Below are 23,991 nucleotides of genomic sequence, written 5' to 3'. Positions count from 1 at the left end.
CGCAAAGCGGCGGGGAGAGGGAAACAGCGGAAGAGGTGAAGCGATCAGAACTTCACGGTGATGCCTGAATAGAGCGAGCTCTCGGTGCAGGAACCGTTGCTCACGGTGGCACCGCCCACCACTGCCGTACAGGCGACGGCGCGGTTATGATCGAGGCCGAACTTGTTCTGCCAGTAGCGGTAGGCGACCCAGACATCGACGAAGTGCGTGTATTTCGGACCCCAGAAGGCTTTGGAAGCGTCAAAGGTCAGGCGGATCGGCTCCGAGTTGAACTCGACCGCGGTGTTGAAAACACCATTCGCCGCGCTGAACGGCAAGGGTTCGGTATCCGTACCTTTTTTGCCGTACCAGGCCGCGCGGCCGCTGATCGAGAAGAACTGGTACTCGGGCGGCAGAAATCCGAGGTCCATGTAATAGTTGGTTTCGACCGCCCAGGTCGGCTTGAAGGAAGTGTTGCCGTCGGTCAGGCAGCTTACACCCGCAACCGGGCCGGAAAAGCCGCTGTTGCACTGGGCGAATGAGTTGTGGTTGTAGAACTCCCAATACACCAACGGAGCGACGTTGAAGTAACCCTTGTAGGGAAGATCGAAGGCGAACTGCAGACCGGCAACGACATCGCGCTTGGCGGCGCCAAAGAACCGGTTCTCGGTGTTGGCGTCCATGCCGACTTCAAACGAGACATTGTGCAGCGGCCCGACGCTGAAAGCCTTTGTATTGAAGATTTCGTTCCAGCCAAAGGTCGAGCGGAACAGACCGTAAATTTCGGTCGCACCCGCGCAGCTTGCCGGAGCGAAGGTGGCGCTGATGCCGGCGTTGATGCAAGGCGCCGCAGGGTCGTTGTGGTCGGACTTGAACAGCGAGATGGTGAAGAAGTTGGTGCCGTAAGCCCATGCGTCGAAGTGGGTGAACGAGTAGACCTGCTTGGCGGTCTTGGCATTGATCGATCCATTCGGATTGACCGTAAACATGCCGGGCTGGGCTCCGGTGAAAATGTAGGAATACGACACCCGGTCGTCGATCACGAAGAAGAACGGCACATCGGCGATCGGCTTGGCGGCTTTCACCGCCATGTCGGCGGCGCCGGCGAAGCCCGCGGGTGCGAGAGCGGCAAGTGACAGCACGGCTGCTGCTATTGCATTGCGACGAAAGGACATTGGATTACCCCCAAAGTTGACGATCGACCGATCGAGGCCCTTGGACCAAACACTTGCGCCGTTCGCTCAGCGTGAGAAGCCTCAAGTTTTCCCAAGGCATGCCGCAAGTTTCATCAAGAATGGCCTCGGCATCAGCGTGTTAGAGCCGGTCGGGCAGCAGCCTCGGCCGTTCTCGGCACTTGCTCCGAAACGGGCCCGCAATACGGGTTGCGCCCGTTTTGATTGGGATTTTGCGACGATCTGACACAGCCCCGATCGCGCCAGCGGACTGGTTCGAATCGGGGTTTGCCGCTGTTCTCACATTCGGAATGACGCTGCTCAACTTCGTGGCAGGCTCGATACGGCAGTTCCGATTTGGTTTAACCCGTTACAAATATGCAACATGATTTGCAGTCCGCTCACGACCGAAGCGGCAGTGGAGCATGCGGTCTCGCCGGCGGGGAATCACGCGGCGGCTCTGCTGAAGAGCTGAGCAACCGCTGGCGCTTTTTCGATACTTACCTTGCACCGCAATTTAGCACAGTATTGAGGCAGCCGTTCCTCACACCTGTGACAGCGAATGTCAGATCCGACGCCTTCCGGCCCGCGTCCCGGCCAAACGCCATTGCTTCAGACCATTGGGCTTACCAAGCGTTACGGCACTTTTCTCGCTAACGATTCCATCGACCTCGACATCTGGCCCGAGCAGATCCACGCGCTGCTCGGCGAAAACGGCGCGGGCAAGTCGACCTTGGTCAAGACCATCTACGGCTTGATTCAGCCTAGCGAAGGTGAAATGCGCTGGCAGGGTGATAAAATGATCCTCACCGGCCCATCGGAAGCGCGCGCGCGGGGCATCGGCATGGTGTTCCAGCACTTCTCGCTGTTCGACAATCTCACCGTCGCCGAGAATGTGGCGCTGGGTCTCGACGGCAAGGAACCGTTCAGGGACATGTCCGCGCGACTGGAGGAAGTATCCAAGGTTTACGGGCTTCCGCTCGACCCGAAGCGCGAAGTGTGGCGGCTCTCGGTCGGCGAGCGGCAGCGCATCGAGATCGTCCGGGCGCTGATGCAAAACCCCAAATTCCTGATCCTTGACGAGCCCACCGCGGTGCTGACGCCGCAGGAGGCCGATCAGCTCTTCGCCGTACTGGGCCGGTTGAAGGCGGAAGGCCGGGCCGTCCTCTACATCAGTCACAAGCTGGAAGAGGTGAAGCGATTGTGTGACACTGCCACCATCCTGCGCGGCGGCAAGAAGGTGTCGACCTGCAATCCCCAGTTCGAAACCGCTGCATCGCTCGCGCGCATGATGGTCGGCGCCGACATCAAGGAAGTGGCCGCTGCGGGACGCCGGACCACAGTGCCGCGCCTGGTAGTCAACGATCTCAACCTGGAGCCGGACGATCCGCATGGCGTGCGGCTTGAACGGATCTCACTGGAGCTCAAGGGTGGTGAAATCCTGGGCATCGCCGGCGTCGCCGGCAATGGTCAGGATGAACTGTTCGCCGCGCTGTCTGGCGAACGGCTGGCGCAGGACCCCGGTACGGTGGTGATCGACGGACACGCGGCGGGGCACCTTTCCATCACGCAGCGGCGCAAGCTCGGCGCCGCGTTCGTGCCGGAAGAGCGATTGGGCCACGGCACCGCGCCGCGCATGAAATTGTCGGAGAACGCGCTGCTGACCGGCCATGCCGCAAGCGGGATGGTCCAGCACGGCTTTGTCAATACGGCCGCCACGCTCGCCACGGTCGATCGCGCCACCAAGGCTTTCGACGTCCGCAAAGCCAAGCGCGATCCGGAAGCGGCGAGCTTGTCCGGCGGCAATCTGCAGAAATTCATCGTCGGCCGCGAGATTCTCCGCGATCCTGTCCTGCTGGTGGTGAGCCAGCCGACCTGGGGTGTCGATGCCGGTGCCGCCGCGGTGATCCGCCAGGCTTTGCTTGATCTTGCCGCAGCCGGAACCGCAGTGCTGGTGACCAGCCAGGATCTGGATGAGCTTGCCGAGATCACGGACCGCATCGCGGTGATGTTTCATGGACGGCTGTCAGAACCGCTACCTGCTGCCGACGCCAGCCGCGAAAAGCTCGGCCTGCTGATGGGCGGAAGCACCTTAGCACAGAAGGAGCCGCTTCATGCAGTTGGTGCTTGAAAAGCGCGCGGAGAGATCGGCGACCATAGCGCTGATCTCGCCCCTGGTCGCGATTGGGCTGACCATTACGACCATGAGTATTCTGTTCGTGATTCTCGGCAAGAATCCGGTCTCGGCGCTCGGAGTCTATTTCATCGCCCCGCTGACGGATGCCTATTCGCTGCAGGAAATCGCCGTGAAGGCGACGCCGCTGGTGATGATCGCCGTCGGACTGTCGCTCTGCTATCTCGCCAATGTCTGGAATATCGGCGCCGAAGGCCAGTTCCTGATCGGTGCCGTTGCCGGAAGCTGGCTGGCGGTGAAAACCCAGGGTACCGAAGCCGGCTATTGGGTAATGCCCGCCATGCTGCTGCTCGGCGCGATTGCAGGCGCGCTGTATGCGCTGATCCCCGCCATCTGCAAGGTGCGATTCGGCGCCAGCGAAATTCTCACCAGCCTGATGCTGGTGTATGTCGCGGACCTGCTGCTCGACTATCTCGTCCGCGGGCCATGGCGCGATCCGGCGGGGTTCAATTTCCCGACCACGGCGGAGTTCGATCCGGTCGCAACGGTGCCGGTGCTGATCGAAGGCGGCCGCCTGCATCTTGGCGCCGTCATCGCCCTCGTGGTTGTCGCCGCGGCCACGGTGCTGCTGGGCAAGACGATCAAGGGATTCGAGATCCGCGTCGTCGGGGCGGCGCCACGCGCCGCGCGTTTCGGCGGGTTCAATTCCAACCACTTGATCCTCCTGACGTTCGTGATTTCCGGAGCGCTGGCAGGCCTTGCTGGAATCATCGAAGTCGCGGGCCCGGTCGGACATCTGCAACCCGGCATCTCCCCGGGTTATGGCTTCACTGCCATCATCGTTGCGTTTCTCGGCCGCCTGAACCCGATTGGAATACTTATTGCAGGCCTTTTCCTTGCACTGACCTTTATTGGCGGCGAGCAGGCCCAGATCGCGATGAAAATCCCGTTGGACGTGACCAAGGTATTCCAGGGCATTCTGCTGTTCTTCGTTCTCGCCTGCGATTCGCTGATTCTGTATCGCTTCCGCCTGATCCCCTCGGCGCGAAAGGTGTCCCGTGGGACTGCTTGAGGCGATCATTCTTGCAGTGCTTGCGGCATCGACGCCGCTGCTGATCGCAGCCACCGGTGAACTGGTCGCCGAGCGCGCCGGCGTGCTCAATCTCGGCGTCGAAGGCATGATGATCGTCGGCGCCGCCTGCGGATTCGGCGGGGCTTTTCTGTCAGGCTCGGTCCTTGTCGGCGCCATCTGCGGCATCGTCGCGGGGGCGGCGCTGGCGCTGATTTTTGCGGTGATGACGCTCGGCCTCGCGGTCAATCAGGTGGCCACGGGCCTTGCGCTCACCATTCTCGGCATTGGCCTGTCCGGCCTGATCGGCTCCGGCTTCGTCGGCGAGAGAATCACGCCGGCGCCGCATCTCTATGTTCCCGGCCTGAGCGATATCCCGTTCGTGGGCCGCATCTTGTTCGGCGAAGACGCCTTCGTCTATTTCTCGATATTGCTGATCGTCGGCGTCTCGATGTTCCTCTACCGCACCCGCGCCGGGCTGATCCTGCGCGCCACCGGCGACAACCACGTCTCGGCGCATGCGCTCGGCTATCCGGTGCTGAAAATCCGCATGTTCGCGGTGATGTTCGGCGGCGCCTGCGCAGGGCTCGCCGGGGCGTATCTGCCGCTCGCCTATACCCCGTTCTTCATTCCGGGAATGACCGCGGGGCGCGGCTGGATCGCGCTGGCGCTGGTGGTGTTTTCGTCGTGGCTGCCGAGCCGGCTGGTGATCGGCGCCTACCTGTTCGGCGCGGTGACCATCCTGCAACTTCACGCGCAGGGCTGGGGTATCGGCGTTCCCTCGCAACTCATGTCGGCCATGCCGTATCTGGCAACGGTGATCGTTCTTGTGCTGATTTCGCGGGCGCGCACCGGCGGCTCGACCGCCCCTGCGGCGCTGGGAACGGTGTTCGTGCCCGATCGATGAATGTGCCCGATGCGCGCGCGACGGGGCGCCGCGCTTCAGGAGAGACAGTCCACCCGTCAGTGTCAGGAGAACATAATGCGGAAAATCCTCATCGCGGCGACAGCAGCAATGCTCACGACCGGAGCAGGGCTGTTCGGCGCGTCAGCCGCCGACAAGCTCAAGGTCGGCTTCATCTATCTTGGCCCGGTCGGCGATCTCGGCTGGACCTACCAGCATGACCTCGGGCGCCTCGCCATGCTCAAGGAGTTCGGCGACAAGGTCGAGACGACGTTTCTCGAAAACGTCAGCGAGGGGCCGGACTCCGAGCGCTCGATCGAACAGCTTGCGCGCGCGGGCAACAAGCTGATCTTCACCACCTCGTTCGGCTACATGGAGCCGACGCTGAAGGTGGCGAAGAAATACCCCAAGATACATTTCGAGCATGCCACCGGCTACAAGCGCGCCGAGAACATGTCGACCTATTCCGGCCGGTTCTACGAAGGCCGCTATATCCAGGGCCAGATCGGCGCCAAGATGTCGAAGAGCGGGGTGCTCGGCTACATCGGCTCGTTCCCGATCCCGGAAGTCATCTCGGGCATCAACGCCACCATGATCGGCGCCCAGACCGTCAATCCGAACATCAAGGTCAAGATCATCTGGGTGAACTCATGGTTCGATCCGGGCAAGGAAGCGGACGCCGCCAAGGCGCTGCTCGACCAGGGCGCCGACGTGATCATGCAGCATACCGACAGTCCGGCACCGATGCAGGTCGCCTCCGAACGCGGCAAGCTCGCGTTCGGCCAGGATTCCGAAATGATCAAGTTCGGGCCGAAGGCGCAACTCACCTCGATCATGGATAACTGGGGTCCGTACTATATCGCGCGCGTCAAGGCGGAACTCGACGGCACCTGGAAGTCGGAAGACATCTGGGATGGCCTGAAAGAAAAGATGGTGGTGATGGCGCCCTATACCAACATGCCCGATGACGTGAAGAAGGCCGCGGAGGAAACCGAGGCAGCCATCAAGGACGGCAAGCTGTTTCCGTTCAAATGTCCGGTTGTCGGCCAGGATGGCAAGGACGTCGAATGCAAGGGCGGCGACAAGCTCGCCGACGGCCAGATCCTGGGCATGAACTTCTACGTCAAGGGCATCGACGACAAGATTCCGGGGAAATAAAAGCCGGGCTTCCAGGAGGCAAGTTCCGGACAGTAGTGCCCGAACTTTTGGTTGGCGAGAGCCGTACCTCCTTCGTCATGCTCTGGCCTTGTGCCGGGCATCCACGTCTTTCTTCGAGACACAAGACGTGGATGGCCGGGACGAGCCCGGCCATGACGACGGAGTTGATCATCCGTACTGCATCGCCCTCGCGGCGGCACTATGACGCCGGATCAGGTCTGACACGTCCAGCCCTGGAATCGCGCCGTCCAGCACCACCCATTTGCCGCCGACCATCACCCGGTCGGCGCGGTGCGCGCCGCACAGCACCAGTGCTGCCAGCGGATCGCCATGGCCGGAAAAGCGCAATTCGTCGAGCTTGAACAGCGCGAGATCGGCGATCTTTCCGACCGCGATTTCGCCGAGTTCGGCACGCCCGACGCAGGCGGCGGAGCCTTTGGTTGCCCAGCGCAGCGCATCCTTGTGGCTGACGCGGCCGACGCCGTAGCGGGCGCGCTGCAGCAGGAACGCGGCGCGGACTTCCTGCATCAGGTTGGATCCGTCGTTGGACGCCGAGCCGTCGACGCCAAGGCCTATTCCGACCCCCGCCTCTTCCATGTCGCAGACCGGACAGCAGCCGGACGCCAGGATCTGGTTGCTGCACGCGCAATGGCTGATCGTGGTCTTCGCCCTGCCAAGCCGCTTCATCTCGGCCGCGTTGAAATGGATGCCGTGAGCCAGCCAGGACCGGGCATTGAGCCAGCCGCAGTGCTCGATATAGTCCAGCGGCCGGCAGCCATGTATCTGCTGGCAGAATTCGTTCTCATCCTCGGTTTCCGCAAGATGAGTGTGCAGGCGGACGTCGAGTTGGTCGGCTAGCGCAGCTGTTGCCTTCATCAGCGATGTCGTCACCGAAAACGGCGAACACGGCGCCAGCGCGATCTGCACCATGGCCTCCTCGCCGCGCTGGTGGTATTTTGCGACCACGCGCTCGCTGTCCGTGAGGATCGCGTCCTCGTCCTGCACCACGCTTTCCGGCGGCAGACCGCCGTCCCGCTGCGAACGGTTCATGGAGCCGCGGGTCAGCAGGGCGCGCATACCCAGGCGTTTCGTCACCGCCGCCTCGATGTCGACGGCGTCCTCCAGCCCGGCGGGAAAGACATAGTGATGATCGGTCGTCATGGTGCAGCCGGACAGCAGCAGCTCCGACATTGCGACGGTGACGCCGAGTTCGAGATTTTCCGGCGTCAGCCTCGCCCACACCGGATACAGCGCCTGCAGCCAGGGAAACAATTCGCGATCGAGTGCGGCCGGCAGCGCGCGCGTCAGCGTCTGATAGAAATGGTGGTGGGTGTTGATCAGCCCCGGCAGCACCACATGGCCGCCGGACTCAAAGCACGCAGCGGAGGTCGCCGGCTGGCCGCCCTTCGGCACCAGTTCGACGATCCTTCCCTGCCGAACCACGATGCCGCGTTCCGCGCCATCGGCCAGGATGGCCAAAGGGTCCTTGATCCAGATCGCCCGCGTTTGGTCCATGGCTAAAGTCGTCTCCGAAAGTTAGGGTCACCAGCACGCGTCAGCGCTTATCCTGCAATTCAAGGACCAGGCCGATCCTGCGATAGTTGGCGTCGGTCTTGCAGGACTGTGTAATGAGACGGCCATCGCATTGAAAGCGCAAGCGTATCCATGGATTTGAACACCGTCACCGACGTTGCACGCCCGCGCACGCGGGAACAACTGCCCGTTTGGACGGCAAGCGATGCCTGGCTTGCCGGCGGGACCTGGCTGTTCTCCGAGCCGCAGGTCCATCTCACGCGGCTGATCGACATCACCGATTTCAAATGGCCGGCGCTGACCATCAACGAAACCAGCCTGACCATCGCCGCAACGTGCACCATCGCCGAGCTCAATGCATTGCCCTGCCCGTCCGAATGGATTGCATCGCCGCTGATCGACCAGTGCTGCCGCGCGTTTCTGGCCTCCTTCAAGATCTGGAAGACCGCCACCGTCGGCGGCAATCTATGCATGTCGTTGCCGGCCGGCCCGATGATCGCGCTGACGGCCGCGCTGGATGGCGTATGCACGCTGTGGAAGGCTGACGGCGGCGAGCAAACCGTCGGCGTCGCCGATTTTGTCACCGGCAACCAGCGCAATGTACTGGCGCCCGGCGACCTGCTGCGGCAGATCGAAATCCCCGTCGCGGCACTGGCACGGCGCTCCGCGTTTCGCCAGATATCGCTGACGCCCGTCGGCCGGTCGGCGGCACTGCTGATCGGCAGCCTCGGCGCCGACGGCACACTGGCGCTGACGGTGACGGCATCGACCGTGCGCCCTGTTCGGTTTTGCTTTGCCGGAATCCCGCAGCCGGTCGAACTGCGCGACGCGATCCTGCATCGCATTCCCGACGAGCTTTATCATGACGATGTCCACGGCAAGCCGGCATGGCGCAAACACATGACGTTGCGTCTGGCCGAAGAAATTCGCGCCGAGCTGCAAAGCGTGCCGCGGCGATGAGGTTTAACGTCAACGGCAAGGAGTTTTTGGAAACAGCGAATGCGGGCCAATGCCTGCGGACGTTTCTGCGGCAGCTTGGGCATTTCGGCGTCAAGAAAGGCTGCGACGCCGGGGACTGCGGGGCCTGCACCGTGCTGCTCGACGGCGAGCCGGTGCACAGCTGCATCATCCCCGCCTTTCGCGCCGACGGCCGCACCATCACCACCATCGAAGGCTTGGCGCCCGACGGCGGCATGCATCCGATGCAGCAGGCCTTCCTCAATGCGCAGGCCTTCCAGTGCGGCTTCTGCACCGCCGGCATGATCCTGACCTGTGCTTCGTTGAACCAGGCGCAGCGGCAGGATCTCGGCGCGGCGCTCAAAGGCAATCTGTGCCGCTGCACCGGTTATCGCGCCATCGAGGATGCGCTCAACGGCGTCAACACCATCGAGGACGCCGCCGCCGGCACCGCCTTCGGCCGCAGCCTGCCTGCGCCCGCAGGACCTCAGGTGGTGCGAGGTGCGGCGCGATATACCTTCGATACGGCGATGGACGGCTTGCTGCATATCAAGCTGCTGCGCTCGCCGCATCCTCACGCCAGAATCATCTCGATCGACAGGGCCGCGGCGCTGGCCGTTCCCGGCGTACATTCGGTGCTGACGCATGAGGACGCGCCGGCAAAACTGTTCTCTACCGCGCGGCACGAAGTTGTCGAGATGGACCCGGACGACACCCGCGTGCTTGACCCCGTCGTACGTTTTGTCGGTCAGAAAGTCGCAGCCGTAATCGCCGAAACCGAGGCTGCGGCCGAAGAAGGTTGCCGCCGGCTCCGGGTCGTCTACGACATCCTGCCGGCGGTGTTCGACCCTGCCGACGCGATCGCAGGAAATGCACCGCTGGTTCATCCCGACAAGACGTCGCAGCAGCGCGTCGCTGATGCGCAACGCAATATTGTCGCGCAAACCCGCGGCGAATTCGGCGATGTCGCAACCGCGCTGGCGGCGTCGGCGGTGACCTATGAGGGCGCTTTCACCACCCACCGCGTGCAACATGCGGCGCTGGAAACGCATGGCGGCCTCGGCTGGGTCGATGCGGATGGTATTCTCAACGTCCGTTCCAGCACGCAAACACCGTTTCTCACCCGCCGGGCCCTTGCGGACATCTTCGATCTGCCGTCGGACAAGGTTCGAGTGTTTTGCGAACGCGTCGGCGGCGGTTTTGGCGGCAAGCAGGAAATGTTCGTCGAGGACGTTCTCGCGCTTGCGGCGCTAAGAACCGGCCGGCCGGTCAAGCTGGAACTGACCCGCGAGGAACAATTCATCGCAACCTCGACCCGGCATCCGATGCGGGTCGTCGTGAAGGCCGGCGCCGACAGCAGCGGCAAGCTCACCGCGCTGCAGCTCGACGTGCTCTCGAATACCGGGGCCTACGGCAATCACGCCGGTCCGGTGCTGTTCCATGCCTGCGGCGAATCGATCAGCGTCTACAATTGCCCGAACAAGAGGGTCGATGCCGTCGTTGCCTACACCAACACCGTTCCATCAGGCGCCTTCCGCGGCTACGGCCTGCCGCAAACGCTGTTCGCCGTGGAAGCCGCGATCGACGAACTGGCGAAGGGACTCGGCATCAGTCCCTTCGAGATGCGCCGCCGCAACATCGTGAAGCGCGGCGACCCGATGCTCACTCCCGCCGATACGGCACACACGGATGTGCACTATGGCAGCTACGGGCTCGATCAATGCCTCGATCTGGTGGAGCGCGCGATGGCCGCGGAAATGCGGCAACCGGATTTATCCGATGACTGGCTGACCGGCGACGGCATCGCACTGACCATGATCGATACCGTGCCGCCCGACGGACACATTTCCGAGTCCAGAATCTCGCTGCGTGACGATGGTGGCTTCGACCTGATCGTCGGCACCGCCGAATTCGGCAACGGCACCAGCACGGTGCATCGCCAGATCGCAGCGTCCGCGCTGGCGACCACGGTCGACCGCATCCTGCTCAAACAGTCCGACACCGCCAATGGCGGGCACGACACCGGCGCCTATGGCAGCGCCGGCGTCTTCGTCGCGGGGCTTGCCACGCAGGTCGCCGCCCAGAATCTTGCCGCCGAGCTGAGGCGTTTCGCCGCCGCGGCGACCGCAATCGGTTCCGAGCCGTGCATTCTGGAAAGCGATGCCGCGGTATGCGGCAAACGGCGCCTGTCCTTTACCGAACTTGCGCAGGCCGCGCGCGCGCAGGACAGGACGCTGAGCGCAACCGGCAGTTCCGCCGGCACGCCGCGCTCGGTCGCCTTTAACGTCCAGGGTTTCCGCATCGCGGTAAACAGGGGCACCGGGGAGATAAAGATCCTCAAAAGCGTTCATGCCGCCGATGCCGGCCGCGTCGCCAATCCGATGCAATGCCGCGGCCAGGTCGAGGGCGGCGTGGCGCAATCGCTGGGCGCCACGCTGTACGAGGAGATGGTGATCGACGACGCCGGCCGCGTGACAAATCCCAAATTCCGCGATTACCATCTGCCGTCGTTCGCCGACATTCCGCGCACCGAAGTGTATTTCGCCGACACTGCGGATTCGATCGGTCCGATGGGCGCGAAATCGATGAGCGAAAGCCCGTACAATCCGGTCGCAGCGGCGATGGGCAACGCGCTGGCGGACGCCACCGGCATTCGCTTCACCAGCGTGCCGTTCAAGCCGGACCGGATCTGGCCGGCGTTGAAGGAGAAGTTCGGCGCGTAACATATACTCCGTCACGCGCGGGCTTGAGCCGCGTATCCATCCATCTTCGGAACAGTCCTTTCGAAGGGGATGGATACGCGGGTCAAGCCCGGCCATGACGGCCGGGATGGGTGCATATGGCCGGGCTTGTCCCGGCCATCCACGTCTTTGCCCCACATCAGAAAGAAAGACGTGGATGCCCGGCACAAGGCCGGGCATGACGGCGAGATGTGTGCATCCAGTAGGATCAAGCCCGGCAATGACGGATGAGATGTGTGCATCGAGTAGGTCGAGTTCGGTAATGACGATGCAGGGACGTATCCGGAACGCAGCGCAGCGCCTGGCTCTTCGCGGAGCGGTGCGCCGCAGAGCCGGGGCGGTTACGAACTGCGACGTTTGGTGCGGTCCCGCCTCGCGGAGCGGCATGAAGAATGCCGCACCGCGTCCGGGACACGTCAGCGCCCTACCGTGCATTCGATCTGGCCGTGCGGCTCTTCGGTCGGTAGGAAAACGGCATTTGGATTGTCCAGCCCGAATGCCGACAGGTTCATCGGAATGAAATGCATGTTCGGGCACGCCATGCTGATCTCGGAAATTTCCGGCACCGCGGCGAGCGCGGCCTCGCCCATCCGGTACAGGCTGTCCTGCACGCTGGAGCTATAGGTGGTGCTGAATACCTCCAGCAGCGTGTCGAGGATCTTGGCATTGGCGGCGGGATAGCCCGAAGGTTTCGCCGCCCACTTCCATGATGCCACCATGCTGGTCGCGCACATCCGGTCATGGGTCTCGGGAAGCGTCGTATAGGGATCCTTGGCGTAGTTCTCCCAACCCGACTGGGTCGATTTCATGAATGTAAAACCGTCGATACCCGAGGTCAGTGCCGATCCCTCGCGCGTGGCGCTGATCCCGACGAAAGGCTTGCCGTTGCTGTCGAGCACGAAACTATGCGGATGCGGCTTGCCGCCAAAGCTCAAGCGGTGCCATTTGGTTTCGTGCGCCGTGACGGCGACCGAGGCCACCTGCGGATAGCTGTCGAGATATTTTTTCGCCAGCACCTGGCAGAATTCCTCGATGCAGAGTCCGGTATTTTCGCGCGCAACGATATTGACCACGTTCTTGATGGTGTCGGTCGATACCGACGTCGAATTGTTGGCGTCGGTATAGGCGCGCTCAAAATCGCCCTCGATCATCGCCTTGACGGTGAGCTGGCTGACCTCGTGCCTGTCCCCATCGCGATGAATCCGCATGACGCGAACCCGGCCTTTTCCGTATCTGTTGGCGATCAGCGGCACGTAGAGCCTCCCGTTCAGCCGGCGAATTCAGGTCCCGATAATCCCGGGTTCGGCCGATCATGAGCAACCTTCGTGCCATGGGCAACCGGGAAACGCCGGGTTTGGCACGGGCCTTGTATCAGGTCGAATCGGCAGGCGGGCCGAATGGACCGCATCGGAAGGACCCGTTCATGACTACCGACATCCACCCGGTCGACCAGATACTGCCGACCCCTCGCCTGCTGGCGCTTGGGCTTCAACATGTTCTGGTGATGTATGCCGGCGCGGTCGCGGTTCCGCTGATTATCGGACGCGCTTTGAAACTGTCCGCGGAGGATGTGGCTTTCCTGATCAGCGCCGACTTGTTTGCCTGCGGGCTTACGACGCTGCTGCAGTGCGTCGGCTTTGCCGGCGTCGGCATCCGGCTGCCGGTGATGATGGGCGTTACCTTCGCCTCGGTCGGGCCGATGCTGTCGATGGCCGCGGCGCCCGACATCGGGCTGCTCGGCATCTACGGCTCCGTCATCGCTGCCGGAATCTTCGGCATCCTTGCCGCGCCTTTCATCAGCCGGTTGTTGCCGCTGTTTCCCCCGGTCGTCACCGGCACCATCATCCTGGTCATCGGCATTTCGCTGATGCGGGTCGGCATCAACTGGGCCGGCGGCGGCCTGCCGACCTTGACCAAGGTCGTCGATGGCGTTGCCGGTGCGTTTCCAAATCCCGGCTATGGCCAGTTGCAGGGCCTCGGCATCGCCCTGTTCGTGCTGCTCGTGATCCTTGGCCTGATCAAATGGGGCACGGGCTTCATCGCCAACGTCTCGGTGCTGCTCGGCATCATCGCGGGCGCCGTGTTGGCGAGCCTTCTCGGCGTGATGCACTTCGAGAAAGTTGCCGCCGCATCCTGGGGCGCGATCGTGATCCCGCTGCATTTCGGCATTCCGCAATTCCATCTCGTGCCGATCATAACCATGTGCATCGTGATGATCGTGGTGATGATCGAATCGCTGGGGATGTTCCTGGCGCTCGGAGAAATTACCGGCATGAGCATCGATCGCGATGCCCTGACGCGCGGCCTGCGCGCCGACGGCGTCGGCACCTTGCTGGGCGGCCTGTTCAACACATTCCCCTATACGTCATTCTCGCAGAATGTCGGGCTGGTCAGCGTCACCGGGGTGCGCTCGCGCTGGGTCACGATTGCCGGCGGCGGCATCATGCTGCTGCTTGGCCTCCTGCCGAAGATGGCGGCCTTGGTGGAAGCCGTGCCGCTGGTCGTGCTCGGCGGCGCAGGCCTTGTCATGTTCGGTATGGTCGCCGCCACCGGCGCGCGAATACTCACCGCGGTCGATTTCAGGAACAACCGCTACAACCTGTTCGTGGTAGCAATCTCCGTCGGTTTCGGCATGATCCCGCTCGCCGCGCCGAATTTCTTCCGCAACCTGCCGCACGACCTGCAGCCGCTGCTGGAATCCGGCATTCTGTTGTGCGCGATCGTGGCGGTGATGCTGAATGCATTTTTCAACGGGGTGGGCAGCAAGGCTGCGGCGGAAGCCGACGCCGCGACGGCGGCCGCATCTGCGCAGCATGTGTGAAACCTCCTGTCACTGCCGGGCCGGACCCTCCCAGATTCACACATCGCGTCCTGCGCGGGCCTGACCCGCGTATCCATCAATCTTCGCAAGGGTCTTGCAAAGCGAGGGATTGTCGGGTCAATGACGCGAGACGCCGGCAAGCTTGCGCATCACGAGCGAAGATCAACTCCCCCGATAGGTCGCATAGCTCCATGGCGTGACCAACAGCGGCACGTGGAGATGGCCTTCGGGATCGGCAACCGAAAACCGCAACGGAATCGAATCGAGAAACGGCGGATCCGACATCGCCGCATGTCGCGAAACGAAGTAATCCGCAACGTTGAAACGAAGTTCGTAGGCCCCGATCGGCACCGGCCGCCCGCCGATCAATGGCTGGTCGGTACGGCCGTCCTCATTGGTGAGGGTGCGTGTGACGACCCGATTTCCCCCTAGCGCGGATAACTCGACCAGTTCGACGGGAATCCCCGCCGCGGGTCGGCCGCCATGGGTATCAAGCACGTGGGTCGATAGCCGGCCATGCACCGGCAAACGATCATCGGACACGACCATCTGGTCGAGGCGCAGCGCCGCGATCCGGGATATTTCCTCGATCGATGCCGCCGCTTCCGTTGTCGCGTCGTTTGGCAAACGGCGCTCGAAATCGCGCAGAATGGAATCCTTGCTGTGGCGGCGGACGCAAACCACATAAGGAAATCCGAATTTTGCGCGGTAGGCGTTGTTGACGCGCTCGAATGCTTCGTATTCGGCATCCGACAACCGGTCGAGGCCGACGCTGTTCTGTTCGGCGTTGGATTCGGTAGTGAGCCCAGCGGCGCGCTGCGTCTTGCTGGCGAGATCGGGATGCGCCTTGATCAGCGCAAGGCGCAGCTCGCCGGGCGCGCGCGCGACCACGGCCTTCATTTCCTCGAACAACTGCGTCACGCCGGCGAACGGCCTTGCCGACGCCGCCTGTTCGGCGATCCATGGCGAATATTCAAAGATATTGGCCAGCGCGGTGACAAAATCGTCCGTGCTGCAGGCATTGAGATCAGAAAGGGTTCTTCGGGGCGTCGCAGTCATCCGATATCCCACGCGTTCGCCGCCAGATCCATGTGATGGGCGTGCCAATGCTCCGCGATCTGCAGCCGCGTCGGCACCCAGACGCGGTCGTGGCTCATCATGTAATCGAGAAACCGCATCAGCGATGCCGCGCGCCCCGGACGCCCGACGACGCGGCAATGCAGCCCAACCGACATCATTTTGGGCGAGGTCTCGCCTTCGGCATACAGCACGTCAAAACTGTCCTTCAGGTAGGTGAAGAACTGATCGCCGCCGCCAAACCCTTGGGCGTTGACAAAGCGCATGTCGTTGGCGTCAAGGCTGTAGGGAATGATCAAATGCGGCCCCGCCGGTCCCTTGATCCAGTAGGGCAGGTCGTCGGCGTAGGAATCGCAGGAATAGAGGAAGCCGCCGGCTTCCATCACCAGCCGCACGGTATTGATGGAGGTCCGTCCGGTATACCAGCCGAGCGGGCGCGCACCGGTGATTCCGGTATGAACGCGGATCGCATTGGCGATTTCCTCGCGCTCCTCCGCTTCCGACATGTCCTTGTGCTCGACCCATTTCAAGCTGTGGCTGGCAATGTCCCAGCCGGACTCCTGCATGGCCGCGACCACTTCCGGATTTCGCTGCAACGCCGTCGCCACGCCAAATACCGTCGTTGCCAGCTTGCGTTCCGTGAATAACCGCCACAGGCGCCAGAAGCCGGCGCGCGAGCCATATTCGAACATGGATTCGATATTGGCGTGACGCTGTCCCGGCCACGGCTGCGCACCCAACACGTCCGACAGAAACGCCTCCGACGCGCGATCGCCGTGCAGAATGCTGTTTTCGCCGCCCTCTTCGAAATTCACCACGAACTGCACCGCGATCCGCGCACCCTTGGGCCAGCGCGGATGCGGCGGATTGCGGCCATAGCCGCGGAGATCGCGGGGATAGCGTGCGGCCGCCATCACACTTCCTCGAAGCGGACCTTCTGCGCACCCTTCCAAAGCACGGTCTTGCCCATCTCCGGCAGGCTTTCGAGATTGGATGTCAGCGTGATGAAATGATTGCCGGCGAGCTGTCCCATCCTGCTGGCGAAATGCACGCCGCTATAGGCCAGCAGGATTTCGGTTTCGCTGATACCGCCGGGATAAAGAATGATGTGGCCTGGCGCGGGATAACTGGTGTGATTTTCATAACCGATACCGAAGTCGCGATCGCCGAGCGGCATCCAGACGCCCTCCCCGCTCCAGCGCACATGCACCGCTTGGCTCTCGAACGGCATCGCCTTGCGGAAAGCCGCGCAGGTCTTCGGCGCCAGCCGCTCTTCGAAACGGGCCTGAAACGTAAAGTCGCCGACGTGGACAATGAGCTGGCTCATCGATGGCCCCATGATGCTGATGGAGGAAGGCAGGGTCGCAGACCGCAGCCGAAGCAAGGAACATTCCAGTCAGAAGGTACGATTGGTTATTGGTCCGGCCGCTTTCGTTCATAGGACCAGCCGAAAATCCCGCTTCGTTGTAGTTCCGGTTCCGGGGCCGGGGGTTGCACTTCCCTGACTTCAGCCTGTGGCGGCGATGGCGGCACCGGCAGGTTGTCGCACTTCATCGAATAGACCAGCTTGCCGTCGGCCGTCCGCCCGATCGGCGCGCAGTTGTCGACCCGGGCCGCCGTTCCCTTGGGGAGCAATTTGGTCTGCGCCCAGGCCGGCGAGCAAACCAGCAGAACGACCAGCAGTAGTTTGTTCATACGTCTTTCTCACATCGGATCGACATCGCATTCAACCGGATCGCCCGGCAGAAGTCCATAACGGCCTGGGAGCAGCAAACTATCGATGCAAGGCGAGTTCGAGCAATCGCAGCGTCATCGGCGAGCGCGGATCGGCCAGCGGCGCGATGGCGGTGAAATGATTGGCACCGGGCACTTCCGCAAAGCGGGTTTCGATGCCGCCGCGGCGCCAAGTGTCCGCGATCGTCCTGCTTTGGCGAAAATATTCTGCGCTCTCGTCCGCGCCGACGACGGCATCGAGGCTGCCGCCTGAAGGCACCGGCCAGAACAACGGACTTGCTCGTTTGGCCCCCGCCCGATCGAGACCCAGCGCTGCGTTGACCGATGTCCTGACCAGCGGACCGAGATCGAACAATCCCGAAATGGTGTAAGCCGCCTTCACGATATCTTCCGGCAGCGCCGCGTCGATCGACCGCCAGTCGGTGGCCATCAGACAGGCCGCGAGGTGTCCTCCGGCGGAATGCCCGCTGACCACAAGACACCGTCCAAGGCGCGCCAACGCACGCGCGGCCATGCGCATCTGTGCAATGATGTCATCGACCGAAACCTGAGGGCACAAATCGTAGCTCGGAATCGCCACGCTGATGCCGTGCGTGTTGAGACCGGCGGCAAGATGGCTGAAAAACGAACCGTCGAGCGCCTGCCAGTAACCGCCGTGGATGAAGACAACGATCGCGCCCTCGCTGCGCGATGGAAACACGTCGATGGTATTGCGCGCGCCGGGCCCATAGGAAATCGTATCAAAGAGGTTCGGCCGGGACGCCCGATAGGCTTGCGCGTCGCGCGCCCAGCCGGCGATGAGAGCCGGATGATCGGGGACCCGCGCCCGGTTGTTATATTCGGCTTCGTAGTCGATTTCCGCAGTCACTGCTTGCCGTCCGCATCGCTCGATGTGCACCGGCCGATCTAGAAGCAGTTAAACTTGCGCGGGGCAAGCCGCCCCTCTAAGGTTCAACTATTCTTGACAGTTGCTGGAAGCCGTCCGCGCAAGTAACGGCCAAGCGGAGAGAGTTTTCGATGAGGCACTTTCAACGCGCCGGTCTGGCGATCCTGGTGAGCGTCGCGGCCGGCCACGCACTGGCGCAAGAGAAGGTCAAGATCGGCGTGATCGTAACATTGTCCGGCCCCGCCGCGGTGCTGGGCCAGCAGGCCCGCGACGGCTTCAATCTCGCGGTCAAGGACCTCGGCGGCAAGATGGCCGGCCGCGACGTCGAAGTCGTGGTCGCCGACGATGAACTGAAACCGGACGGCGCGGTGACCAAGGTGAAGGGCTTGCTCGAACGTGACAAGGTCGACTTCGTGGTCGGACCGATCTTCTCCAACATCCTGCAAGCCATCCATAAGCCGGTGACCGACACCAGAACCTTCCTGATCAGTCCGAATGCAGGTCCGTCGAGCTACGCGGGCAAGAACTGCAGTCCGTTTTTCTACGTGACTTCGTACCAGAACGATCAGGTGCACGAAGTTCTCGGCAAGGTCGCGCAGGACCGCGGTTACAAGCGCGTCTATCTGCTGGTGCCGAACTATCAAGCCGGCAAGGATTCCGTGGCCGGGTTCAGGCTCGACTACAAGGGCGAGATCGTCGAGGAAACCTACATGCCGCTGGGCTCGCTGGATTTCCAGGTCGAACTCTCCAAGATGGCGTCGCTGAAGCCCGACGCGGTGTTCACCTTCATGCCCGGCGGCATGGGCGTAACGCTGGTCAAGCAGTACAGTCAGGCCGGCCTTGCCGATAAAATTCCGGTGCTTTCGGCGTTCACGGTCGATGAATCGACACTGCCGGCGCAGCAGGACGCTGCGGTCGGCATGTTCGGCGGCTCGAACTGGGCGCCCAATCTCGACAATCCGCAGAACAAGGCATTTGTCGCCGCCTATGAGGCCGCCTACAACTCGGTGCCGGGCACCTATGCCTTCCAGGCCTATGACGCGGCGATGCTGATCGACAGCGCGGTCAAGGCGGTGAAGGGCGATCTCGCAAACAAGGACGCGGTGGCCGCGGCGCTGAAGAAAGCCGACTTCACCTCGCTGCGCGGCGATTTCAAGTTCAACACCAACGGTTACCCGATCCAGAATTTCTACCTGACCAAGGTGGCAAAACGGCCGGACGGCAGATTCCAGACCGAGATCGCCGAGAAGGTATTCGAGAATTATGGCGACCGTTATGCCAAGGATTGCCCGTTGGGCAACTGAAGGGAACAAGGAAACGTCGCCATGAAAACTGAAGTCGCCGGCATCACCCGGGCCAATGAAGGCATGCAGGGCATCACCTGGAACATCCTCGGCCAGACCTACGTGCCGAAACACTGCACGGAGCATTCGTTCTCATGGCACGCTACGTTCCCACCCGACACCTTCGTGCCGCCGCACATCCATCCCGACCAGGACGAATATCTCTACATCCTGGAAGGCAAACTGGATTTCATGCTGGCCGGCGCGGATACCGCGGCGACGCCGGGCGACCTGGTGCGGCTGCCGATGGGCATTCCGCACGGCATCTTCAACAAGTCGGGGCAGACCGCAAAGACGCTGTTCTGGGTGTCGCCGACGCGTCGGCTGTACGATCTGTTCTGGAGCATCCACAACATGAAGGAACAGAAGCCCGAAGACGTCGTGGCCCTGGCCGCCGAGCACAACATCCACTTCCTGCCGCCGCCGGGAGCGTGAACCTTTACAAGTCGTCCCCCGCGAAGGCCTGGACCCATAATCCCTGGCGTTGATAATAGCAGAAATATCCCCCACTGTATGGAAACGAGAGCGCACGGCGTATGGGTGCCCGCCTTCGCGGGGACGACTCGTTGAATGCCGTGCCTGCTATCCCCTCACCGCAGCGAGCGCCGGCCCGGTCGCCGCAAAACCGGCTTTGCTGGCGTAGCCGCGCACGATCGCTTCGCGCTGGGAATAGCTCAGCACGGTTTCGATGTTGTCGAATCCGTCGGGTGCCAGTTGCTCGACCGCGTCGATCACGCCTTCCGGACCGCCGCGCCGGTTCGAGCGCACGATCTCCGCGGTCATCGGCAGGCGCTTCTGCTCGTAGGCCATCAGCGCCTGGCGCGGATGTTCCGATCGCGCCAGCGCGTCCGCCAGCGCGCGCGCGTCCAGGATCGCCTGCGACGCGCCGTTCGATCCCACCGGATACATCGGGTGTGCGGCGTCGCCGAGCAGCGTGACGCGCCCGCTTGACCAATATGGCAGGGGATCGCGGTCGCAGGTCGGATACTCGTAAAATTCCGGCGTCGCCGCGATCAGCGTGGGCACGTCGACATACGGCACGGAAAACCGCGCCACGTGCGGCATCAACTCTTCGCGTTTGCCCGGCCGCGACCAATCCTCGCGTCGCGGCGGCGCGGCATTGCCGTCACCGACTTTTACCAGCACCGCCCAATTGGTCAGCCGGCTGGCCGGGCTCGATCCTTCCGCGATTGGATAGACCACGACCTTGGCGTGGAGTCCGCCGGCCACGAGCATCGATTTTCCGGTCAGAAACACCGGCCAGTCGCGCGCCCCGCGCCACAACATCAGGCCGTTCCAGCATGGCGGGCCTTCATCGGGAAACAGCATCTCGCGCACGCGCGAATGGATACCATCCGCGCCGATCAGGACGTCGCCGCGCGCGGTCTTCACATGCGCGCCGGAACGGTCGAAGAAATACGCCGTCACGCCGCCCTCGTCCTGGGTGAAGGCGCCAAGCCGGCAGCCGGTCTGAATCGCCTCGGCACCAAGCCGCTGCTCGACAGCGCGGTGAATCACGCTTTGCAGCCGGCCGCGATGTATCGAGAATTGCGGCACGTCGTGGCCGGCATCGAGGCCGCGTGCCTCGCGCCAGACTTCCTGGCCGTGACGGTTGAGGTAATAGAGCCGATCGGTGCGCACCCCCGCCGCATCGAGCGCATCGAGCAGGCCGAGGCCGGCGAGTTCGCGGATCGCATGCGGCAGCGTATTGATACCGACGCCGAGTTCGCGGATCGTGTCGGACTGCTCGAACAGTTCGCATTCGATGCCGCGCGCCCGCAGCATCAGCGCCGTGGTAAGCCCTCCGATGCCGCCACCGACGATGATCGTTTTCATCACGCAACTCCCTGCATCGACCGACCGCGATCGCCCGGTAATTTGCACTTCGCGCCATCGGGCCGCAAGCAGCTTGTCGGTTCAGATTCAGCGCTATCGCGGCGTAAAAAAATGCTGTCAAATATTCGAGGCGGGCGGTAACCTCGCGACATTATCTTTTGCGGGTACGTTCTCCGCACCGTCGTCGATCGGATTTGCGATCCGATCATAATTTAGCCGTTCTGAATAATTCAATTGTCAACCATAGGTCGCCAAATTAATATCTTCCACTTCATTTCGAGAACGGCATTGATCGATGACCGATATCGGGGCCTCGCGGCAGGGACGAAATGAATCTTCCGACAGCGCCTTCACGCGTCTCAATCTGCTGGGGGAATCCCTGATCTTCCGCAAGACGCTGCGGATCATCGAGCGGATCGCCGATGTCGATGCCACGGTGCTGATCCAGGGCGAAACCGGCACGGGCAAGGAGCTGGCGGCCCGCGCACTGCACTACCTGAGCCCACGCCGCGAATTTCCGTTCATTCCGGTCAATTGCGGCGCTCTGCCCGACAATTTGCTTGAAAGCGAGTTGTTCGGTCACGAACGCGGCGCATTTACCGACGCCAAGAAAGCCAGCCGCGGCCTTGTATCCCAGGCCGAGGGCGGCACGTTGTTGCTGGACGAAGTCGAGGCAATGACGCCGCGCGCACAAGTGGTGCTGCTGCGCTTCCTGCAGGATCATACCTACCGGCCGGTCGGCGGCCGCCAGATATCCAGCGGTGATCTGCGGATCATCGCTTCAAGCAATGTCGATCTCGAGGAAATGGTCCGCCGCGGCGAGTTTCGCCGCGACCTGTTGTTTCGTTTCGGCATCCTCAACGTGACCATGCCGCCATTGCGCGAGCGCGGCCGCGACGTGGCGCTGCTGGCGGAATGCTTTCTCGACCGTTTCGCCACCCAGTACGAGCGGCCGCAGAAGCGCCTGCACCCCAGCTCGATCGCCTGGCTAATGTCGCACGACTGGCCCGGCAACATTCGCGAACTGGAAAACCTCATGCTGCGCGAATTCCTGCTTGCCGACGGCGAGGTGATCCAGATCGCCGCGCCGCAACGGAATGCTGCAGACCTTGCTTTCGACCGGATCGACGTGGATGAAACCTTCAAATCGGCCAAGGCGCGGGCGATCGCGCTGTTCGAGAAAAATTATCTGCGCCATTTGCTGACCGAAACCTGCGGCAATGTCTCGCAGGCGGCGCGCATCTCGCGCAAAGACCGCAGTACGCTCAACAAGCTTGTCAAGAAACACGGCCTGGCGTCGGACCGCTTCCGGTCCGCGGGGCGGCGGCCGTGATGAAGCGTCAGGCGACCTGTCACCTTGCGAAAAACTCATGAACAGAATGGGTGCGCGGGTCCAGCCCGCGCATCACGAGCTTAGCCTGCGTCCGCGTTAATGCGCGTAGGACGCCGCCTGCGGCTTCTGTTCGGGCGGCATCAGGCGCGGGTCGGGACTAAAGGAGAACACGATGTTCTTCTTCGGAATGAACAGCGTGAAGCGCCCGGTCGGGGTCGCGAGAAACGCGGTGTAGGTTTCCGGATTGAGAATGCTGGCCTTGTGGGTGTCGAGATCGCTGCGGACCTCATAGATGTCACCGGTCTTCTTCTCGGTGCCGGTCATCACCTCCTTGGTCAGCGGATTGACGTCGGCATGATGTCCGGAGAAATCCTCGCCGGGGTCCTTGTAGGCCTCGCGCGGATCGCGCTTGGGGTTGGGCGGCACGCCGTGGGTATGATAGTCGCCGACGATGCTGTGTCTGGCGGCCGCGGGCACTTTGTCGAGCGCCTGCCACGGATCGACCGCGGCGCTTTCGCCGCCGGCGCCCTGTCCGACCACGGCTTCGGTGAAGAAATACTCGTTCCCCACCTTGTAGATCAGACCGCCATATTCGTTTCCAGACGACAGGATGTTTTTCGGATCCTTCGATTTGATCGACTTCGGATTGCAGATCGCAAGCGCGGCATGCGCCGCCTGCCACGCCGTCGGATAGCCGCTGGCTTTGGCCGCGGGTTTCGCTTCCTCCTTTGCGGGGCCGTCGCGCTGGATCAGAGCCGGCAGGCCGGCAACAGGCCGAACCGGCACCGCGGCAGCGAGGTCTGAACGGAGCGCGGCATCCGCCGACCGCTCGGCGTCCGCTTCCAAGGCGTCGCCGGCCGCGCCGAGATGCCGCGGCCGCGGCGTGTTGCTTCCGGACGAGACGCCTTGCTGCACCACATGGGCGAGTTCATGCGCCAGCAGGCGCCGGCCGTGGGAAGAATTCGGCGAATAGCGGCCCTGGCCAAACACGATATCGCGGCCGACCGTATACGCATTGGCATCCAGCGCCCGCGCCGAGGTTTCCGCCTGATGGCCGGTATGAATCCGGACGTGGCGGAAGTCATGGCCGAAGCGCGGCTCGATCGCGGCCCTGGTCGCTGCATCGAGCGGCCGTGCCGGCGAGCCCAGCGCGCGCTCGACCACCGCGCCGGCGTCGGATTGCAACGAGGCCCATGACGGGGCCGGAAAATGGCTGGATACCGCCGCTGCCTTTGCAGCTCCCCGGACCGGCCGAACCTGGACACGCGCCGCTGTCATGTGTTGCTCCGTCGTATCCGACGAATCCTAGCAGAA

The 23,991-nt window shown here is 62.8% G+C and carries 20 protein-coding genes; 10 read left to right on the top strand and 10 right to left on the bottom strand.

From position 1 onward, the window contains the following. Nucleotides 1–44: 44 nt before the first annotated feature. On the bottom strand, nucleotides 45–1,154 hold the full coding sequence (locus ACFE72_RS02280; protein ID WP_375411415.1) for a hypothetical protein: 1,110 nt from the start codon (nucleotides 1,152–1,154) through the stop codon (nucleotides 45–47). A 559-nt stretch (nucleotides 1,155–1,713) separates the two neighbouring features. Here ACFE72_RS02280 and ACFE72_RS02275 point away from each other — a divergent pair. The 4 genes from ACFE72_RS02275 to ACFE72_RS02260 all read left to right on the top strand — a co-directional run bounded on the left by ACFE72_RS02275 (nucleotide 1,714) and on the right by ACFE72_RS02260 (nucleotide 6,416). Further along, nucleotides 1,714–3,282 (top strand): ABC transporter ATP-binding protein, encoded by a 1,569-nt coding sequence (locus ACFE72_RS02275; RefSeq protein ID WP_375411414.1) that lies wholly within the window; start codon nucleotides 1,714–1,716, stop codon nucleotides 3,280–3,282. Beyond that, nucleotides 3,266–4,357, top strand: coding sequence for an ABC transporter permease (locus tag ACFE72_RS02270; protein ID WP_375411413.1), 1,092 nt, complete (start codon nucleotides 3,266–3,268; stop codon nucleotides 4,355–4,357). The genes ACFE72_RS02275 and ACFE72_RS02270 overlap by 17 nt, the downstream gene beginning before the upstream one ends. Then, nucleotides 4,344–5,261 carry an ABC transporter permease gene (locus ACFE72_RS02265; RefSeq protein WP_375411412.1) on the top strand — a complete coding sequence of 306 codons (918 nt, stop codon included), beginning with the start codon at nucleotides 4,344–4,346 and terminating at the stop codon, nucleotides 5,259–5,261. Before ACFE72_RS02270 ends, ACFE72_RS02265 begins: the two co-directional genes overlap by 14 nt. A 75-nt stretch (nucleotides 5,262–5,336) precedes the next feature. Further along, a complete protein-coding gene (locus ACFE72_RS02260) occupies nucleotides 5,337–6,416 on the top strand; it encodes a BMP family ABC transporter substrate-binding protein (RefSeq protein ID WP_375411411.1) in 1,080 nt (359 codons plus the stop codon). A gap of 168 nt (nucleotides 6,417–6,584) precedes the next feature. Here ACFE72_RS02260 and ACFE72_RS02255 read toward each other — a convergent pair whose 3' ends face one another. Then, a complete protein-coding gene (locus tag ACFE72_RS02255; RefSeq protein ID WP_375411410.1) occupies nucleotides 6,585–7,931 on the bottom strand; it encodes an 8-oxoguanine deaminase in 1,347 nt (448 codons plus the stop codon). Nucleotides 7,932–8,081: 150 nt separating this feature from the next. On the opposite strand from ACFE72_RS02255, the gene ACFE72_RS02250 reads away from it, so the two are divergent. Both ACFE72_RS02250 and ACFE72_RS02245 read left to right on the top strand, forming a co-directional pair. Next, nucleotides 8,082–8,909, top strand: coding sequence for an FAD binding domain-containing protein (locus ACFE72_RS02250; RefSeq protein WP_375411409.1), 828 nt, complete (start codon nucleotides 8,082–8,084; stop codon nucleotides 8,907–8,909). Further along, nucleotides 8,906–11,629 carry a molybdopterin-dependent oxidoreductase gene (locus ACFE72_RS02245; protein ID WP_375411408.1) on the top strand — a complete coding sequence of 908 codons (2,724 nt, stop codon included), beginning with the start codon at nucleotides 8,906–8,908 and terminating at the stop codon, nucleotides 11,627–11,629. The genes ACFE72_RS02250 and ACFE72_RS02245 overlap by 4 nt, the downstream gene beginning before the upstream one ends. Before the next feature lie 434 nt (nucleotides 11,630–12,063). Here ACFE72_RS02245 and pucL read toward each other — a convergent pair whose 3' ends face one another. After that, nucleotides 12,064–12,900: a factor-independent urate hydroxylase gene (gene pucL, locus ACFE72_RS02240; protein ID WP_375411407.1), complete on the bottom strand. Its 837-nt coding sequence runs from the start codon at nucleotides 12,898–12,900 to the stop codon at nucleotides 12,064–12,066. Between the two features lie 170 nt (nucleotides 12,901–13,070). Between pucL and ACFE72_RS02235 the strand changes: the two genes are divergently transcribed. Next, entirely contained in the window at nucleotides 13,071–14,468 is a 1,398-nt protein-coding gene (locus tag ACFE72_RS02235) for a nucleobase:cation symporter-2 family protein (RefSeq protein ID WP_375411406.1), read from the top strand. Between the two features lie 162 nt (nucleotides 14,469–14,630). Here ACFE72_RS02235 and uraD read toward each other — a convergent pair whose 3' ends face one another. The 5 genes from uraD to ACFE72_RS02210 form a co-directional block, all read right to left on the bottom strand. Then, complete coding sequence (uraD, locus tag ACFE72_RS02230; RefSeq protein WP_375411405.1) at nucleotides 14,631–15,527, bottom strand: 2-oxo-4-hydroxy-4-carboxy-5-ureidoimidazoline decarboxylase; 897 nt, start codon at nucleotides 15,525–15,527, stop codon at nucleotides 14,631–14,633. After that, nucleotides 15,524–16,459: an allantoinase PuuE gene (gene puuE / locus ACFE72_RS02225; protein WP_375411404.1), complete on the bottom strand. Its 936-nt coding sequence runs from the start codon at nucleotides 16,457–16,459 to the stop codon at nucleotides 15,524–15,526. Before puuE ends, uraD begins: the two co-directional genes overlap by 4 nt. After that, the gene (locus ACFE72_RS02220) at nucleotides 16,459–16,872 is read right to left on the bottom strand and encodes a DUF3830 family protein (RefSeq protein ID WP_375411403.1); all 414 of its coding nucleotides are present in this window, start codon (nucleotides 16,870–16,872) and stop codon (nucleotides 16,459–16,461) included. The genes puuE and ACFE72_RS02220 overlap by 1 nt, the downstream gene beginning before the upstream one ends. A gap of 86 nt (nucleotides 16,873–16,958) precedes the next feature. Further along, nucleotides 16,959–17,240 carry a hypothetical protein gene (locus tag ACFE72_RS02215; protein WP_375411402.1) on the bottom strand — a complete coding sequence of 94 codons (282 nt, stop codon included), beginning with the start codon at nucleotides 17,238–17,240 and terminating at the stop codon, nucleotides 16,959–16,961. A gap of 79 nt (nucleotides 17,241–17,319) precedes the next feature. After that, on the bottom strand, nucleotides 17,320–18,147 hold the full coding sequence (locus ACFE72_RS02210; protein ID WP_375411401.1) for an alpha/beta hydrolase: 828 nt from the start codon (nucleotides 18,145–18,147) through the stop codon (nucleotides 17,320–17,322). Between the two features lie 149 nt (nucleotides 18,148–18,296). On the opposite strand from ACFE72_RS02210, the gene ACFE72_RS02205 reads away from it, so the two are divergent. Both ACFE72_RS02205 and ACFE72_RS02200 read left to right on the top strand, forming a co-directional pair. Next, entirely contained in the window at nucleotides 18,297–19,469 is a 1,173-nt protein-coding gene (locus ACFE72_RS02205; RefSeq protein ID WP_375411400.1) for an ABC transporter substrate-binding protein, read from the top strand. 21 nt (nucleotides 19,470–19,490) lie between these two features. After that, on the top strand, nucleotides 19,491–19,943 hold the full coding sequence (locus tag ACFE72_RS02200; protein ID WP_375411399.1) for a cupin domain-containing protein: 453 nt from the start codon (nucleotides 19,491–19,493) through the stop codon (nucleotides 19,941–19,943). A gap of 147 nt (nucleotides 19,944–20,090) precedes the next feature. On the opposite strand, the gene ACFE72_RS02195 is transcribed toward ACFE72_RS02200, so the two are convergent. Continuing rightward, entirely contained in the window at nucleotides 20,091–21,344 is a 1,254-nt protein-coding gene (locus ACFE72_RS02195; RefSeq protein WP_375411398.1) for a flavin-dependent oxidoreductase, read from the bottom strand. 295 nt (nucleotides 21,345–21,639) lie between these two features. Here ACFE72_RS02195 and ACFE72_RS02190 point away from each other — a divergent pair, with 295 nt between their 5' ends. Next, nucleotides 21,640–22,677, top strand: a complete 1,038-nt coding sequence (locus tag ACFE72_RS02190) for a sigma-54 interaction domain-containing protein (protein ID WP_375411397.1) — start codon at nucleotides 21,640–21,642, stop codon at nucleotides 22,675–22,677. 96 nt (nucleotides 22,678–22,773) lie between these two features. Here the strand turns inward: ACFE72_RS02190 and ACFE72_RS02185 are convergent, their stop codons facing one another. Next, nucleotides 22,774–23,955 carry a DUF4157 domain-containing protein gene (locus tag ACFE72_RS02185; protein WP_375411396.1) on the bottom strand — a complete coding sequence of 394 codons (1,182 nt, stop codon included), beginning with the start codon at nucleotides 23,953–23,955 and terminating at the stop codon, nucleotides 22,774–22,776. Nucleotides 23,956–23,991 lie beyond the last annotated feature (36 nt).

Source organism: uncultured Bradyrhizobium sp., assembly GCF_964252615.1.
Classification (GTDB): Bacteria; Pseudomonadota; Alphaproteobacteria; order Rhizobiales; family Xanthobacteraceae; genus Bradyrhizobium.
Note: the sequence above shows the minus strand (reverse complement) of the source record. Positions and strands in the feature narration are given on the sequence as shown.

Coding starts and splice junctions, on each gene's coding strand:
- ACFE72_RS02280 (WP_375411415.1), bottom strand. CDS start 1,154: ATGTCCTTTCGTCGCAATGCAATAGCAGCAGCCGTGCTGTCACTTGCC.
- ACFE72_RS02275 (WP_375411414.1), top strand. CDS start 1,714: ATGTCAGATCCGACGCCTTCCGGCCCGCGTCCCGGCCAAACGCCATTG.
- ACFE72_RS02270 (WP_375411413.1), top strand. CDS start 3,266: ATGCAGTTGGTGCTTGAAAAGCGCGCGGAGAGATCGGCGACCATAGCG.
- ACFE72_RS02260 (WP_375411411.1), top strand. CDS start 5,337: ATGCGGAAAATCCTCATCGCGGCGACAGCAGCAATGCTCACGACCGGA.
- ACFE72_RS02255 (WP_375411410.1), bottom strand. CDS start 7,931: ATGGACCAAACGCGGGCGATCTGGATCAAGGACCCTTTGGCCATCCTG.
- ACFE72_RS02250 (WP_375411409.1), top strand. CDS start 8,082: ATGGATTTGAACACCGTCACCGACGTTGCACGCCCGCGCACGCGGGAA.
- ACFE72_RS02245 (WP_375411408.1), top strand. CDS start 8,906: ATGAGGTTTAACGTCAACGGCAAGGAGTTTTTGGAAACAGCGAATGCG.
- ACFE72_RS02235 (WP_375411406.1), top strand. CDS start 13,071: ATGACTACCGACATCCACCCGGTCGACCAGATACTGCCGACCCCTCGC.
- uraD (WP_375411405.1), bottom strand. CDS start 15,527: ATGACTGCGACGCCCCGAAGAACCCTTTCTGATCTCAATGCCTGCAGC.
- puuE (WP_375411404.1), bottom strand. CDS start 16,459: ATGGCGGCCGCACGCTATCCCCGCGATCTCCGCGGCTATGGCCGCAAT.
- ACFE72_RS02220 (WP_375411403.1), bottom strand. CDS start 16,872: ATGAGCCAGCTCATTGTCCACGTCGGCGACTTTACGTTTCAGGCCCGT.
- ACFE72_RS02215 (WP_375411402.1), bottom strand. CDS start 17,240: ATGAACAAACTACTGCTGGTCGTTCTGCTGGTTTGCTCGCCGGCCTGG.
- ACFE72_RS02205 (WP_375411400.1), top strand. CDS start 18,297: ATGAGGCACTTTCAACGCGCCGGTCTGGCGATCCTGGTGAGCGTCGCG.
- ACFE72_RS02200 (WP_375411399.1), top strand. CDS start 19,491: ATGAAAACTGAAGTCGCCGGCATCACCCGGGCCAATGAAGGCATGCAG.
- ACFE72_RS02195 (WP_375411398.1), bottom strand. CDS start 21,344: ATGAAAACGATCATCGTCGGTGGCGGCATCGGAGGGCTTACCACGGCG.
- ACFE72_RS02190 (WP_375411397.1), top strand. CDS start 21,640: ATGACCGATATCGGGGCCTCGCGGCAGGGACGAAATGAATCTTCCGAC.
- ACFE72_RS02185 (WP_375411396.1), bottom strand. CDS start 23,955: ATGACAGCGGCGCGTGTCCAGGTTCGGCCGGTCCGGGGAGCTGCAAAG.